General features: G+C 47.9%; 15 protein-coding genes. 3 read left to right on the top strand and 12 right to left on the bottom strand.

What is annotated here, in order from left to right; genetic code table 11:
• Positions 1–102: 102 nt before the first annotated feature.
• Positions 103–420 carry a pyrimidine/purine nucleoside phosphorylase gene (ppnP, locus tag CHI14_RS14390; RefSeq protein WP_095289203.1) on the bottom strand — a complete coding sequence of 106 codons (318 nt, stop codon included), beginning with the start codon at positions 418–420 and terminating at the stop codon, positions 103–105.
• 145 nt (positions 421–565) lie between these two features.
• Positions 566–2,608 carry a transketolase gene (tkt, locus tag CHI14_RS14385; RefSeq protein WP_095289202.1) on the bottom strand — a complete coding sequence of 681 codons (2,043 nt, stop codon included), beginning with the start codon at positions 2,606–2,608 and terminating at the stop codon, positions 566–568.
• A gap of 421 nt (positions 2,609–3,029) precedes the next feature.
• On the opposite strand from tkt, the gene CHI14_RS14380 reads away from it, so the two are divergent.
• Positions 3,030–3,515: a hypothetical protein gene (locus CHI14_RS14380; protein WP_095289201.1), complete on the top strand. Its 486-nt coding sequence runs from the start codon at positions 3,030–3,032 to the stop codon at positions 3,513–3,515.
• 77 nt (positions 3,516–3,592) lie between these two features.
• Here the strand turns inward: CHI14_RS14380 and purU are convergent, their stop codons facing one another.
• Positions 3,593–4,486, bottom strand: coding sequence for a formyltetrahydrofolate deformylase (purU, locus tag CHI14_RS14375; protein WP_095289200.1), 894 nt, complete (start codon positions 4,484–4,486; stop codon positions 3,593–3,595).
• A 22-nt stretch (positions 4,487–4,508) separates the two neighbouring features.
• Complete coding sequence (locus CHI14_RS14370; RefSeq protein WP_095289199.1) at positions 4,509–5,636, bottom strand: deoxyribonuclease IV; 1,128 nt, start codon at positions 5,634–5,636, stop codon at positions 4,509–4,511.
• Between the two features lie 167 nt (positions 5,637–5,803).
• Between CHI14_RS14370 and CHI14_RS14365 the strand changes: the two genes are divergently transcribed.
• Complete coding sequence (locus CHI14_RS14365) at positions 5,804–6,274, top strand: DUF2621 domain-containing protein (protein ID WP_095289198.1); 471 nt, start codon at positions 5,804–5,806, stop codon at positions 6,272–6,274.
• A 148-nt stretch (positions 6,275–6,422) separates the two neighbouring features.
• The gene (locus CHI14_RS14360) at positions 6,423–7,334 is read left to right on the top strand and encodes a TIGR01777 family oxidoreductase (RefSeq protein WP_095289197.1); all 912 of its coding nucleotides are present in this window, start codon (positions 6,423–6,425) and stop codon (positions 7,332–7,334) included.
• Here CHI14_RS14360 and CHI14_RS14355 read toward each other — a convergent pair.
• From CHI14_RS14355 to CHI14_RS14320, 8 genes are all read right to left on the bottom strand, one after another.
• Complete coding sequence (locus tag CHI14_RS14355) at positions 7,323–9,170, bottom strand: DUF6382 domain-containing protein (RefSeq protein WP_141236682.1); 1,848 nt, start codon at positions 9,168–9,170, stop codon at positions 7,323–7,325. The two genes, CHI14_RS14360 and CHI14_RS14355, sit on opposite strands and share 12 nt — an antisense overlap.
• A gap of 24 nt (positions 9,171–9,194) precedes the next feature.
• On the bottom strand, positions 9,195–9,722 hold the full coding sequence (locus CHI14_RS14350; RefSeq protein WP_249281111.1) for an A24 family peptidase: 528 nt from the start codon (positions 9,720–9,722) through the stop codon (positions 9,195–9,197).
• 4 nt (positions 9,723–9,726) lie between these two features.
• Positions 9,727–10,758, bottom strand: a complete 1,032-nt coding sequence (locus CHI14_RS14345) for a TadE/TadG family type IV pilus assembly protein (RefSeq protein ID WP_095289194.1) — start codon at positions 10,756–10,758, stop codon at positions 9,727–9,729.
• A 31-nt stretch (positions 10,759–10,789) separates the two neighbouring features.
• Complete coding sequence (locus CHI14_RS14340) at positions 10,790–12,934, bottom strand: hypothetical protein (RefSeq protein ID WP_141236681.1); 2,145 nt, start codon at positions 12,932–12,934, stop codon at positions 10,790–10,792.
• Positions 12,935–12,998: 64 nt separating this feature from the next.
• Positions 12,999–13,673, bottom strand: a complete 675-nt coding sequence (locus CHI14_RS14335) for a TadE/TadG family type IV pilus assembly protein (RefSeq protein ID WP_095289192.1) — start codon at positions 13,671–13,673, stop codon at positions 12,999–13,001.
• On the bottom strand, positions 13,657–13,845 hold the full coding sequence (locus CHI14_RS14330; RefSeq protein ID WP_095289191.1) for a Flp1 family type IVb pilin: 189 nt from the start codon (positions 13,843–13,845) through the stop codon (positions 13,657–13,659). The genes CHI14_RS14335 and CHI14_RS14330 overlap by 17 nt, the downstream gene beginning before the upstream one ends.
• Positions 13,846–13,856: 11 nt before the next feature.
• Positions 13,857–14,726, bottom strand: a complete 870-nt coding sequence (locus CHI14_RS14325) for a type II secretion system F family protein (protein ID WP_095289190.1) — start codon at positions 14,724–14,726, stop codon at positions 13,857–13,859.
• 12 nt (positions 14,727–14,738) lie between these two features.
• Complete coding sequence (locus CHI14_RS14320; protein WP_095289189.1) at positions 14,739–15,500, bottom strand: type II secretion system F family protein; 762 nt, start codon at positions 15,498–15,500, stop codon at positions 14,739–14,741.
• Positions 15,501–15,506 lie beyond the last annotated feature (6 nt).

Here is a 15,506-nt window from a genome sequence, read left to right as displayed (position 1 = left end):
GGGGCTGACAAGCTTGCAGCTTGAACTTTGTCACTTCAAATTCAAGAAGCAAAAAGGGTAAACCAAACCTGCTGATTGCAGGTTTTGGCTACCCTTCTTGTATTATTCCGCCGGGTACGAGCAGCAGTAGTCGGTAACGCTGCGTATCTCCAGTTTGAATTTGGATTCGGCAGGCACGTGGAACGTAGCTTGACCTTGAATCTCTTGCCAATCTTCTTCTCCGGGAAGCAATACTCTCAGATCGCCGGACAGAATCTCCATGATTTCACGGGAATCTGTACCGAACTCATAGCTGCCTGGGAGCATGATGCCCAGAGTCACTTTGCTGCCATCCCCCAAAATAACCGTTCTGCTGGTTACCTGGCCATCATAATAAATGTTGGCCTCTTTCACTACACTGACTTGATCAAACTGTGACATGCGTACCCGCTCCCCCTGAAGTTAATGAAAACAAAAGGCAAAACAGATCAGGATGAATCCTCATCCTTACTCTGCCGGAAATAACTTTGCTGCCACGAACAGAACAGATTAGACTGTTCCATTCGCAGCAGCGTTTTTCAAGCTATTACAGCAATGCTTTTACGCGGCTAACCACGTTATCGACTGTGAAGCCATACTCTTCGATAACACGGTCGCCAGGCGCGGAAGCACCGAATGTGCTGATTCCGAGAATGTCGCCTTGATCGCCAACATATTTCTCCCAGCCCATTGGATAAGCCATTTCAATGGCCAGACGAGCTTTAACATCCGGAAGCAGAACGGACTCTTTATAAGCTTTGTCCTGTTTCTCGAACAGATCCCAGCTCGGCATGCTGATTACACGAACTTGGATACCTTGTTCAGCCAGTGCAGCTTGAGCTTTGACAGCCAATTGCACTTCGGAACCTGTAGCGATGATTTGTGCTACTGCTTTGCCGTCTTTTGCATCCGAAACAACATAAGCGCCGCGTTTAACGTTCTCACGGGAGCCTTCTACTGTTCCTTCCAGAATCGGCAAGTTTTGACGAGTGAGTACAAGTGCTACCGGGTTGTTCTTGTTCTCAAGCGCATAAGCCCATGCAGCAGATGTTTCATTACCGTCAGCCGGACGAATTACTGTCAGGTTAGGAATGATACGCAGGGACGCGAGTTGCTCAATTGGTTCATGCGTAGGACCATCTTCACCAACAGCGATACTGTCGTGAGTCAGAACGTATGTCACAGGCAGACCCATCAGGGCAGCCAGACGAACAGCCGGACGCAGGTAGTCAGTGAACACGAAGAATGTACCACCGAATACTTTCACACCGCTGTGCAGTGCCATACCGTTCATTGCTCCAGCCATACCGAATTCACGGATACCGAAGTAGATGTTGCGGCCAGAGTAATCTTCTGGAGCAAAGTTTGCAATGTTGTTCAGGTGTGTCATTGTGGAGCTTTCCAAGTCAGCAGATCCACCAGTCAGATGTGGCACGTTGTGCGCCAAACCATTCAGTGCATTACCGGAAGCAACACGAGTGGAAAGAGCTTTGTCTGTTGCAGCATATTTAGGCAGGTCGCGGTCCCAACCTTCTGGAAGGTCACCGTTGATTGCTGTTTCGAACTGAGCTGCCAGCTCAGGGAATGCTTTTTTGTACTCGGCGAATTTCTCGTCCCAAGCTTTGTTTGCGGAGATACCACGATCTTTGACTTGAGCAAAGTGATCGCGAACTTCAGCTGGTACGTGGAAATCTTCCTCGTAAACCCATTTGTAAAATTCTTTGGTCAGTTTCGCTTCGTCAGCACCCAGTGGGGAACCGTGAGTACCGCCGTGGCCGCCTTTACCTTGTTTGTTCGGGCTACCATAACCGATAACCGTTTTTACTTCGATCAGTGTAGGACGCAGTGTATCTGCTTGTCCTTCCTGAATTGCTTTTTCGATTGCAGGCAGATCGTTACCATCTTCTACGCGCAGCACTTGCCAGCCATAAGCTTCGAAGCGTTTTGCGATGCTTTCGGAAGAAGACAGGTTCAACTCACCATCAAGCGTGATGTCGTTGGAGTCGAACAACATGATCAGTTTACCCAGGTGCAGACGTCCAGCAAGGGAAGCTGCTTCGTGGGATACGCCTTCCATGAGGTCACCGTCACCACAGATTGCATAAGTGTAGTGGTCGATAACGTTGAATTTATCCTTGTTGTATGTCGCGCCCAGTTGTGCTTCAGCCATAGCCATACCTACAGCCATTGCAATACCTTGACCCAGTGGGCCAGTCGTAGCGTCAACACCTGCAGTATGTCCGAATTCCGGGTGACCCGGAGTTTTGCTTCCCCATTGGCGGAATTGTTTCAATTCTTCCATAGGAAGATCGTAGCCGCTCAGGTGCAGCAAGCTGTACAGCAGCATGGAACCATGTCCTGCAGACAGCACAAAACGGTCCCGGTTAACCCAAGTTGGGTGGTCCGGGTTATGTGTCATCGTTTTTGCAAAAAGTTGGTACCCCATTGGAGCGGAGCCCATAGGCATTCCCGGGTGTCCCGATTTTGCTTTCTCGATTGCATCAATTGCCAGAGTACGTACAGTTGTAATCGACAGGTTGTCGATTGTGTTGTTCTCGTCCTTTTGAATCGCTTCGTTCTTGTCAGTCATGGTTTGTCCTCCTCATGTCTTTAGATAAGTCGGGTGCGCAAGCGAATCCCTCTCATCATACAAGCAAACCGTATATAACAATAAGTGAATCCGCTTGAATGTTTCATTTTGACTTATTCACTTTTGTATTGTATCACTTGGCGTGAAGCTTTTCCATAACCTCTTTTAGAAGTTCCGGAAAATTCGGTTGTTTGTGGGTGAGTCGGGTTTATTCCTGCGCAGAATAAAAGGTGTTCGGTAGAGCATCTAAGCCCATGTCCGGCTTGGCAAGCCTCGCTAATCCATCGGATGAAGTATAACCTCTAACCGGAAAACCATACACTTTTTACAACTCGAAGTTTTTTTCATATGGAATCGCTCATGTTTCTGATTCGAAATCCCTACGGCTGTGTTACTCTCAGAAAGAAAGGAGGCTTGCCGCATGCCAGGACCACAAGCTATGCAGCAAAAGTCGTCAAATCATCCATTACCCTGGATTTCAGGGACGTTAACAGGCATCATCACCGGCTTATTCCTTGGTTTTTTTCTTAAAGTGGTTCAGGCTTACACGGGCGAAAAGGTATATACCCTTCTGCTAAATGTCGATTTTGTGCCCTGGCTTCCGTCCATATTGCCTGAATGGTTTGAATTCACGCTCCATCTTCTTGTTTCTGTAATCATCGGCCTCCTCTACTTCTGGTCGATTCAACGTTTCGATTTCCCTTTGGTGAAAGGCGTTTTGCTCGGTGCGTTCTCTTCCCTGCTGTATATTCCGCTCTCTCTATTATCTGAACGAGTTCCAGGCTTAATGGATTCCAAGGCCATATCGCTTTGGATCCTCGGACACCTTCTATTTGGTATCCTCCTTGGCGTCTGCGGACGGATATGGAAACGACAAAAAGGCGATTCCCATTCAACTCACAAATAGGAAGTCGCCTTTCTTATCATGGTCAGGGCCGATTCATATGGTCCCGAATCAACCTTGCACAGTATTAAAGCATCAAGCTAAAATACAACAGTTTTGTTTTCGTGAACCAGAATCCGGTCTTCAACATGCCATTTAACCGCACGTGCAAGTACAACGCGCTCAATGGTACGTCCGATCCGTTTCAATTCGGTCACGTCATCTCCATGGCTTACACGCTGAACGTCCTGCTCGATAATCGGCCCGCCGTCCAGTTCTTCGGTCACATAATGTGCTGTTGCTCCGATAATTTTAACACCACGATTGTACGCCTGAGCATACGGTTTACCACCGACAAAAGCCGGAAGGAAGGAATGGTGGATATTAATAATCCGGTTGCGGTAATGTTCGATGAACATTGGAGAGATAATCTGCATATAACGCGCAAGAATAATGACATCAATATCGTTACCGATGACGTCCAGCTGACGCTGCTCGGCTTCCTTTTTCGTATCAGCCGTTACCGGAATATGATGATAAGGAATGCCGAATGATTCCACGTAATCCTTCATATCCAAGTGGTTGCTTACCACGAGAGCGATATCAGCATCAAGGTCTCCGGCTTGCCATTGCCACAGCAGTTCAACCAGACAATGATCTTCCTTGGATACAAAAATAGCCAGTTTCTTCTTGCGGCTAACCGCAGAGAGAGACCACTCCATCTTGAAGCGTTCGGCTACTTCAGCAAAATCAGCTTCCAGCTTGGCCAGACTTGCTGTGAGTTCCGGGAGATCGAATTCAATACGCATGAAAAACATGCCGCCAGACGGGTCCATGGTGTACTGGTCAGACTGGACAATGTTAGCACCATGCTGGTGCAGGAAATGCGATACGGCAGCTACAATTCCTGGACCGTCCGGACAGGAAATAAGCATCCGCGCCCGATCGGCGCGGTTTTTGGAATCAGGGCGTGCTTGTTTTGCATGAATCTCCATCGGGGTATTCTTCCTCCTTCAATTAAGCCGTGACCAGCAGTTCTTTTCCTGCAAGCCAGGCGATCAAACGATGATTCACTTGCTCTTCGTTCAAATGTGGGAACAACGCTGCTTCCGCAACCAGATCATACAACCGCTCCAGCGGTTCACGCGGATCAGCCTTTTTGGCTTTTGCATCATTCTTGAGCAGCGTCCAAACGTCGAGAATATAGGAACGCGAGTCGATCTCTTTCCCTTGGAAGAAGTGCTGCAGCTGCTCCACCTCTGTCAGGAATTCCGGACCAAACCGGCCACTCACATCTCCACGAAGCAATGCAATTTCCACCTCATACATCGGGCGTTGTGTCTTGGCTTCCTTTCCAATCCAAGGTGTCTCCAGAATAAATGGACGTCCTTGAAGTGCCTCGTGATGAACGATGCGGTTAATCGCTTCAAAACCAATCCAGCCAGAACCAATTGGTGTATGACGGTCCTTACGAGCACCTACAGCATTCTTACTATCATTAATATGCATTACGGTAATGCGGTCAAGCCCTACTGTGCGATCAAACTGCTCAAGCACACCATCCAGATCATTCACGATATCATAGCCTGCATCATGAATATGGCATGTATCCATACATACAGCGAGACGTTCGTTGTGCGTAACCTTCTCCATGATCTGTGCGATCTCTTCGAAGCTGCGGCCCATTTCGGTCCCTTTGCCAGCCATTGTTTCAAGAGCAATCTTCACATCGGTCTCTTTGACACCGTCGAGCACTTCATTAAGCCCTTCGGCAATACGCCCAATCCCATAATGAGCATCCTTATCCGTAAAAGCGCCGGGATGCAGCACAATATTTTTGACACCAATGGCATGCGTGCGGCGAATTTCTTCCTGAAGGAAGCTTACTGCCAGTTCATACGTGTTTTCTTTGTAGGAACCAAGGTTAATAATGTATGGCGCATGGACAACAATATCTTCCATTCCGCCTTCTTGCATGGCAAGCTTGCCTTCCTCGATATACATGGACTCAATAGGCTTGCGGCGCGTATTCTGCGGTGCACCCGTATATATCATAAACGAACTGGAACCGTACGAGGACGCTTCCTTCGTTGCACTCAATAATCCCTTGTCCGAAAAGGACACATGGGAGCCGATTTTCAGCATCATTGATCCCCCTTTTTCTGAATTATCCCTTATTCTAACGCGATTATCGAAATAAATCTAGAAATGCGCTATAATTCGGGTTATAGGCTATTTTTTACAGCCAATTTGGAACATGGTGGGCGGAATCCGTCTTTCCGTGAAAATCAATGAACCGAGGTGACTCCGCAATGATTTTCGGCTCCTACGCTATGACGTTCGTCAGCAGTTCCCCCAGCAATTGGTTTATGAATACGATCGCATTCTGGACTTTTCTTTTGCTTGGCAGCATGTGTATCGGTGGATTTTTTATGATGCGCAAGTTTTTGAAAGTGCTCCCAAAAGTGGACGGCAAATCCAAACTGGATTGGCAAAATTACTGGGTTGAAACAAGCCGCCATCTGTGGACGGATGAGGCCAAGGCTTTTCTGGATCAACTCGTAGAGCCCGTGCCTGGTCCGTTTCGTGACATCGCCAAACATTCAATTGCAGCAGAGATTGGTAAAATTGCTGTTGAAAACAAGGCAACCGAGGTGTCCCGAGATCACTGCATCAAAGGATACATTATAGCCACACCGAAGCGTGATAATAAGTTTCTGGTCAAATTTTTGGAGAAAAACCAAATTGATTACTCGCCTTATAAACATCTGATGAATAAATAAAAGAAGTTTCCATTGTGGACGGAATCGCATACTCATCTCCAACACACGAGCTCCATCAGGTAAGTCATTCGCAGACAGGCATTACTTACCGCCGGGGCTGTTTGTTGATCCGCCATATATGAATTTCACAATACAGGAGGGCTGAAGCATGAAAATTGCCATATGTGGAGGAACAGGATTTGTAGGAAGTGCACTCGTAGATTACTGGCTGCAAGCAGGTCATCAGGTTCAGATTATCACGCGCAAACTGCCTGATCTTCATGATCCCGGTGAACGCCTTACATATATATCTTGGGAACAGCTTGAAGAAAGACCTCATCTACTGGAAGGTTTGGATGCTCTGGTGAACCTTGCCGGGGAAACGCTGAATCAGCGCTGGACGACCAAGGCCAAGCTGGAAATTGTGGAATCGAGGGTAACGACGGTGTCCAAGGTAGCCCGGCTGCTGGCTAAACTTGAACATAAACCGGAGGTTGTCGTGCAGGCATCCGCCATGGCTATATACGGAACCTCTCCGTCGGAGACATTTGATGAAAGTTCCCCGCAAAAATCAATGAACTTTCCGTCCCGGGTTGCCGAGCAATGGGAGATTGCTGCAGATGCCATCCAGGATGTGAGACTGGTCAAAATTCGTGTCAGCCTCGTACTTGGTCATAAAAGAGGAGCCTTTCCGTTAATGAAGCTGCCATATATGCTTGGTGTAGGTGGCAAAATTGGCAGTGGCAAACAGTGGACGACCTGGATACACATATTGGATATTGTAAGGCTTATTGATTTTACGATACATAATAAGGAAATCTCGGGTCCGGTGAATGCATCCGCTCCGAATCCCGTAACCAATGACGAGTTTGGACGCACAGTTGGCAAGGTCTATCATCGTCCACACTGGTTCCCGGTCCCCGGTTTCCTGATTAAAGCAGTGGTCGGAGAACTCTCTGTTGTATTGCTTCAGGGGCAGCGTGTCATTCCGCAGAAGGCGCTGGATCACGGGTTCGAATTCACCTTCCCAACCTTAACCGATGCCCTGGAAGACTTGAAACATCGCGGATTATCCGACTGAACGGTAGGTATAGACGGATTCTGCCAACATGAAGGTATCCCCGTCTTCCAGCGGATATTCTTTATAAGGTGCAAGAGGCTTCCCCTGCAGAATGGTGCCATTCACAGAACCCAGATCCTTAATGACATAGCCCGATTTGTTCCGGCTCAATTCCACATGAGCACGGGACACACCGGTTGTTGAATCCACCCATTGAACCATCTCTGCCGATCTGCCTATGACAAAAGAGGCTCCCTGTACATCCATCCGCTCATTCCGGTTACTTGCCCCTAAACGGCGTTCCAGATAATAGGATGGTGTTACTGGACCGACGCCCTTTGCTGCTTCCCCAGTCATATTTTGCAGATTTACTGTTGCCTCCGTTCCAGATGGAGTCCGAATCAGCTCAGACGTTGGTGCAGTAATATGATCGAACTGCTGTTGGATCATGGGTGATGATTCTGACTCTGATTCTGATTCTGGTTCGGTATGTAATTGTTGAAAGCGTGAATTCAGAGTTGTACTGGCAACACTCGCATACCCCTGTGCGGGTGGGTCATTGTCAGTTTTCGGCTCTGATTGGTTCCAGCGCCAGCTCTCCTGATATAGTTCTTCTGATTCCTCTTCATTTTTAATTCGCTTATGACCTAATTTAAGAAATGAAGCTTGATCAATCCTTTTAAGCCCTACCGTTTTGGATATGCCGAATTTTCCTTTGCTAATCCAAGCCCAGCCAGCAACCGCAAGTAAGGCGACACTTAGAACGATGGATATTATCATTGGTGCCTGCCCGGGCTGCTCCATGTAAGCGAATCTCCATACCAAGGCTATACCGACCATGCAAATAAGAATAATATACGTCACTTTCGACGTTCCAGTCTTTTGTTCCATTTCCATGTTCTCATCAAATGTAATTTCGTTCGATTTGTTCACTGCTGGATCGGTCCTGTCTGTAAAAGGAGACGAGACTTCTCTAGAAGGACGTGTGCTCAGGAAGTTTGGACTCAACCTGTTACTGTTTGCCCCTTCCTGTTCTAATACTTGATCCGACTGTTGACGAGAATTGGAGTACCTTTCAGCCTGCATATTGTCTTGGTCACGCTTCGATTGGTCATATTGCCTATGAAGACGTGCCAATTGAGGATGCTCAGGTTCAGATTCAACATTAGCAGTACGTGCGATCACAGTCCCATTCTCTCTTGATTCGTTCACACGAGAAGACAAAAATGTAGAGCTACCGGGCCCCGCTTGTTCATCCGCGTAGAGTTCCAATAACAATTCCCGCAGCTGTCCAACATCCCACCGTTCGTCATCACATAGCTGCAGAACCCGCTGAATGCCTTCACCCTGCAACTCCTGCACACGAGCCATCAGCCGGATGACCAGTTCACGAAATTGCCCCGGAGTCGGATCCACAACCACAGAATGCTGAATCGGTACATAAACCATGCCCAGCTCCCCTTGCTCCAGTGAACCTTTTACAAATATGCTCTCTTCCTGCAGCATCAGCTTACGGGGTTCAAGCATGTATTGACGGCATTCCGTGAAGGTGTCTGCGAGTTGAAACAATAGACCGTACAGCACACGCAGTTTAATTTTGCCTGCCTTTAGGAACTGGGATAACATTTTATAGCCGGAAATATCATATTGAAGAGTAACATTGCGATCCATCTCACGAATGTGGAGGGGAAGCAGGCGGGGAATATCATTGGAGGACATCATCCCCGTCTGTACACGGCTTAATTCGTCCATCCGTAGTCCTTCTGCTTTTTCCAGAACCATAAATGCTCCGCCGTTCCGTATAAAATCTTTCGTTAATCCATACATGCCAATCCTCTCTTTCCGCTGTAAATTCAACTTCAACTTTCTTCCTGAATCGTTCTATGAAATCATATAAACATAGGCACTGATAAAACCTGGCAATACAGCAAGCATGAACGGGAACTTGAGCGTTTTCTCCTTGCTGACCAGTTTGAGTGAACCGAGCATGAAAAAGCCTGCAAGCCCACCGGCCATGTTACGAATCCGTTTGGCTGAATCCCTGCGGAACAACAGAATAATTAAGCCGATTGCCCCGGCATATAGAACAGAATACACAACAACGTGAATTCCAAAAGAAATGCCTGTCCATGCACCAATCCCGCCAAACAGTTTTACATCTCCAGCTCCTACTGCTCCGATCGCGTACATCAGAAACAAAATACCAAAACAGGCTGCAAACCCGGCGGCAGAGAAGATCAAGCCTTCCCATCCATCCCATATCCCATGGGCCAGCACACCCAGAGTGGTTACAGGCAACGTCAGCAGATTTGGAATTTTCATGGACCGTACATCGGTTACAAAGGCAGTCACCACATATAGGCCACAGGCTGCAACGAACCATTCCACCTTCATCACTCCTCTATCCATATGACTATTTTCTTGATGCTACCTTAAACTCAGCTGTTGTCTTGCTGCCGTCAGCAGTTTCCACTACAAATGTCCAGGTCCCTTCCGTCGTACGAGTACCTACAAACCAGTTCCACTCAATCACGCCATTCTTATCCGCTGTAGCCCAGCCAATATGTTTCGCTGTACTTTCTCCCGACTTATAAAATATGGTTAGGTTTGCAGTGGCCCCAGGTTCCACCTGAACCTTGATTGTTGCATTATTCCCTATGTAGGCAGGCTCTGGCTTGGATAACACGGTTATTGAACCTGCAGCGTCTCCATCGCCCTCATTACTATTAGAACCCTCTCCCGTATCTCCGATCCATACGCGCTCAGCGGCAGCAGCCTGAATCCGTAAAGGTTTGCCGAGGAAAGGTACTTTAATCGGCAGTTCATAACTGAGCTCCAGCCTGAAATACGGATTCGTTTTGTTCTTGAGATCCGGCACGGATATCCCGTTAACATGTATACGCTCCATATCCAGCAATACCGGATCTATAAAAGGTTGGAGCAAAGGTTTCACAGCTGGATCAAGTACAGTCTCGATAACGGATGTCTTAATCTCTTGCAAAGGCTCCTCCCCACTGGCTGCAGCCGCACGCACCCAATTGCTTAGCGGTTCCGGTAGAGACGAAGCATACTCTTCAGCCCACTCCGTCAGAGACAACTCTGGTATGCTCCAGCCGCTTCCCTTCTCTCCACCACCAGCGGAATCCGATGGAGTGAAAACAAGCGAGACTGGATAGATCTTGGTGGAGAGCTGCTTTACGGCTTCACCCGCTGTACTTTGCAGGGCTGTCGAGATCAGTGTCATTTGTACGATGTAGACAAGGAACATGACAAAGAACAGAAACACAGGCAGAACGAGCGAAGCTTCCAATACGATGCTTCCCTGTTCCTTTTTCGAGGAGCTTGCCTGCTTGGGGAGAGATTTCAATTGTTCGATTTTGCGCAACCGTGTTAATCGAAGCAGCCATCGCGCATATTCTTTTTGATCTAGCTCCTGCTTCTCCATAATCCCTCCACTTGAAAAGGTACTGCTTGATTCAATAGGAATAATCCGTCCTCCGGTCTATGAATAATCGCCCATCTTCAACCTGGTCTGCATTCCCCATAACTGCACCTATACTTTTGATCACCCCTGGCAAAAACCATAACTTCACACTGCTGCGTATGTTCCCTGATGCATACGTTTGTTTTTCATCGGGATTAACGCCCGTATTCAGCCGAATCAATGCCAGCATTCTGGACATTTTACGGTCATTGTTACTGTGCATTAAAAGGAATAGTCTTAGATGGTCCCTGTATGTAAGCTTAACCTTGATATATTTGGACAACTCCACACTGCCCTCTTTGGAGAGCTTCACCATATCCGCTATGGCATGGGTAATCCCGTATAAAATTGCAGCCGATAAGACCAGAAGAGGATTACCGAGTTTACTGTTCTCAATTAATCCTTCTGCGGTTCGAATCGCCAAACGCATACCAAATATTTCTGCATATGCAGCCGCAATGTTGCCTGAAGGATTGTGAAACCCGTAAATGATATATTCCAGCTCCTGATTCTCCAGTTTGAAGACCTCACTCGAATCCCCGCTCCCTTCAGTCCAATCGAGCAGCTGTCCAAAATCCATCGAATTGAAATAAGCGAGTGCGTATTCATTCTGGAATAATTCATCCCCTAGACTATCCAGCAGGCCAGACATCCCGCCAAACAAACTGTCCATTCCATTCATGGCGTCACCGCCTGAATCGTAAGGATCGCCTGCAATTTCCGCCTTTTTGGCCTCCTCCCGGCTTGCCTGGTTAAATGCAATGTTGGCATCATAATATTGCTCCAACTGTTTGAATGCTTCCGTTGATCCGGAATGTCCATTTTCAATCTGTGACAATATGCGCTTTATGTCCTTTAATTTTGCCTTGGACTCCTTGTCGTTGGCCTTGCGCTGCGCATCAGATCCCCGACCTTCCTCAAGTAGCTGTTTGCTCTGAAGAATGACATTGGTGGCACCACTTCTTACATAAGAGTCCATGTATCGTTCTGTGACCTGACTTGCCTGTCTCACAGCAGGCTTAACAGGCACACCGCTCTGACCCGTCACATTGCGAAGCTGCGTATTCAGCTCAAGGCTGTCTTTTCTAACCTGATTAAAGTCTGAGGTTTGGGAGCGGATACGTTGTTTTAACTTATCAAACAATGCATCGGCTCTCACCAACTCAGAGGCAAGTGAACGTGTATCTTTGGCTTCGCTGCCTGATCCGGTAGATGGTGGACTCTGCCCAGGGAGGCTTGAATTCCCGACTTTTTCATAACTCGCATTCTGCGAACGGTTCTCCCCTTCAGCGATAACCCGCTTCATTTCCTCGTTAAGATTACGTGCTTCATCAATTAGAGTCTGAGCTGCCTCGAGTTTCGTCTGATGCGCCTGTTGTGCGGGCTGCAGAACCATACTTATGCCGGTAACCACAGTACCAACACCTGTCCGGTAACGAGCCAGCTCCAGGATATACTGCTGCTGGTTGAATGCCAGTCCTTCGTCTGCTTGTTTCTTGCTTAGATAATCCGTATAACGTGCTGCGATCTCGGCAGCATTCTCCGGCGTTTCTTCCATCATTTCATCGTAAATGGCAGGTGAGGGAGGACTCATGATCAGAGCAGGGAGATCTTTCAATGTATTGGCTGAATCGGTCTGATTGGCTATCGCCTCATCCAGCAAATCCTCACGCTTGTCATATAGCTTCTGTAATTTCTTGAGCAAGTCTACGGTATGCGCCGCTTCTTTCATTTCCTCTGACATTGGCTTGAATCGATTGACCACCTCTAACGTAAAATCAACCGGAGCTCGATATTTCATGTCCTCCTGAATCTGGCGATTGAAAATGTCATACCTGCCCAATTCCCGTTCCATGCTCAGGGTGCTTGTATCCCACTGTATATCCAGAATGGGGAATCCTTCCTTCACAGCCGATGGCTTCACACTATCATTCAGTACCTTGGCCATAATGGCTTCACCACTGCTGTCTCCATAACCAAACAACCCATATTCCCGGAGTGACGTGTCGTATGCAGACATCACCGATCTTAACGCTGCATGAGCCATGCGTTCTGATTGAACTTTGAAGGCGGCTATCCGGGCATAATCAATGAATACCGCGACAAACATATAGATTCCCGCCAGGATTAAGATCAAGAACAGGGTCACAGCACCTGATTCACCGTCTTTTTTTCTGAACAGCGCTGCTCTCCTCCTCTCTCTACTTTTTGGCTATGCCAAAATGCTGCAGGACCTGTCCTGCTTCAGCTGCTGTACCGGTTGCCTCGCCGCCTTTCCCTTTGAATTTGGCAGCATAATAACGTACCAGGTCCACCGTTCGGATAAATTCCGCCGGCTCGACAACCGCTGATGAACCTTGCGTCAGAACACGGTCACCCGAATCAAACAAAAAAGAAGGAAGAGGCAAAGAAATAACCTGCTCCAGCTTGGTCGTAACTTTTCGCTGTATCAAGGAGTTCTGATACTCGATCGTTCCACGCATCCCACCCGGCATGTTCTGCACGGCTTGGGATAACTTCTGTTCTGTCAGACTTCCGCCTTCACTAGCAGGCACGGGAACACTAATCTGATTATCCGCACCAGCCCAGCCAAACAGTGCTCCAAGCAATCGGTCATCCGTTAATCTCCAGTAGAGATTATCATGTACGCCTGCCGCTACTTCACCTGTCATGGCCTGCTTGTGACTGTTATCCCAACTGTAGGCGGCTCGTTCCGATGCTGCATAGGCATGCTGGTTTAAAAAGGTTTTTTGATACATGTACATCGTGAAAAACAGAATTAGCACGAGAATAAACAGCACCACCGGGAAGACCAGGGAAGCCTCGATCGTGAAGCTTCCATCTTCCCTTTTGAATCGTTTACTCAAAGAATTCATCACTCTTCTTGCTAACTTGACCAAGCAAACGAGTTACCAAGGTTTTAATTTGATCTTTGAAAATCAAGGCAATAATAATGATGACGCCAATAATCAGAATCAGCTCCAGCGTACCCAGACCGTCCTCTTCGTTCCAAAATGTACTTGCTTTGCTTTTCAATATCTCCTGCATTTCCATTCCTCCTACATATTCATCATCATAAAAGCAGGTGCTCCGATCATTACCACAATCGTAAAAAAGATCAGAACCATCGGAAACACCAGTTTGGAAGATGCCTGTTCTCCCTTCGCCCGACTGACAGCCTTGCGTTTCTCCCACAACACATGGGACAGATCCCGCAGCGCGAGTACAAAGTCACCTCCCCCACGGCGGAAATTCAGCAGAACTGTCGTCGTAAAAATCGTAACTTCCTGCACACCACAGCGGCGGCTGAACTGTTCAAACGACTGTTGAAAAGAATACCCATTGTTCCAATCACCGACCGTCTTCCGCAGCTCGTTGTAGAGCGGATGGTCTCGCTCTCCCTGACTTGCAACACAGTGAACGATAGCCCTTTGTACGGTTTCCCCTGCCCCAACAAGCAGTACAATCCGGTTTAACAGCTCGGGCAGCTCCATAAGGATATCCTGGTCTCTTCGCTGTACCTTGGTATGAAGATCTTTATAGAGTGCAAAAGGCAGTGCAACCGCGAGGGCAAGCCCACCTAACAGGCCTCCGTTTCCGATATCGCCAACGAGTGATAACAGACAGCCCACAAGCAGCATCAGCCAGGCATACGTCAGCATTTCAGCACTATAGAGCATCGTTTTCTCTCCGCTGTGCTGGATGCCGTGCATTTTCTGGATGGCATGCTGCATGCGGTACATCAGCACAGGCAATCTTCGGCCTACCTCATATCTGTCCAGTAAAAACAGAAAGGGTCCATGCAGTTTGTTCAGACGCAAGCCTTCCATATGAAGTTGGCGCAGATGGCGGTAGGTTTGTCCTCGCGTTCGATCCAGCACCAGCCACCCTGCTCCGAGCACCCCTCCGGATATAATGGGAAGCAGCATCGAATCAGCTCCTTATACTTTGATATCCATAATGCGTGTAATCCACAGATAACAGCAGGCGAGCAATACCAAGGCCACGCTGGAGATCAGATATCCCATACCGCTATACAGTGGTTCCATGAAATCCTTGGCCGTCAAATTCAAAAAAATAAGAAAAATAAAAGGCGCGGCAAACATCGCCTTGGACTCAAACCTTTTCTGTGCCACAGCGACCATGATATCCTGCTGGATGTCCAGCTTCTCGCCAATCACAGCAGAGGTTCGGCGAACCACCTCGACCAGGTCTCCACCCGTCCGCTTGCACGTGATGAATACGTCAGCAAAATTCGTTATATCCTCGATGCCAGCCCGGTCAGAAAAGTCCTGCAGCGCCTCCTCAATCGGTTGACCATATTCCATTCTTGTCCGCAAAATAGTGAATTCCCGAATGAGATCGGTATCCGCTTCAGGATTGAGCATCCGCAGATCTTCTACCGATTCCTTAAACCCATTTTCCACGGATTTCCCCGCAGCCAGTGCGGAGGATAACGCATATAACGCTTGTTTAAAATGTAAACTCAGTGTCATTCTTCTTCGTTCCAGCAGTACCTTTGTCCAGTGTTTTGGCACCCATATGCATCCCGCAGCCAAGATCACCCCTGCCAGCCAGTGGTGATAGAACAAAATACCGACACCGAAAAATAACAGTCCACTAATCAGCATACAGACGGTTCGTTGTCTACCGGATAGCGTGTATGCGGTATAATCTGTTAACACCTGCCTGGAATCACCCAACCTAAT

Source organism: Paenibacillus sp. 7516 (assembly GCF_002272715.1).
GTDB classification, from domain to species: domain Bacteria; phylum Bacillota; class Bacilli; order Paenibacillales; family Paenibacillaceae; genus Paenibacillus; species Paenibacillus illinoisensis_A.
The sequence above is the reverse complement of the archived record's forward strand: the minus strand, read 5'-3'. Positions and strand labels throughout refer to the sequence as shown.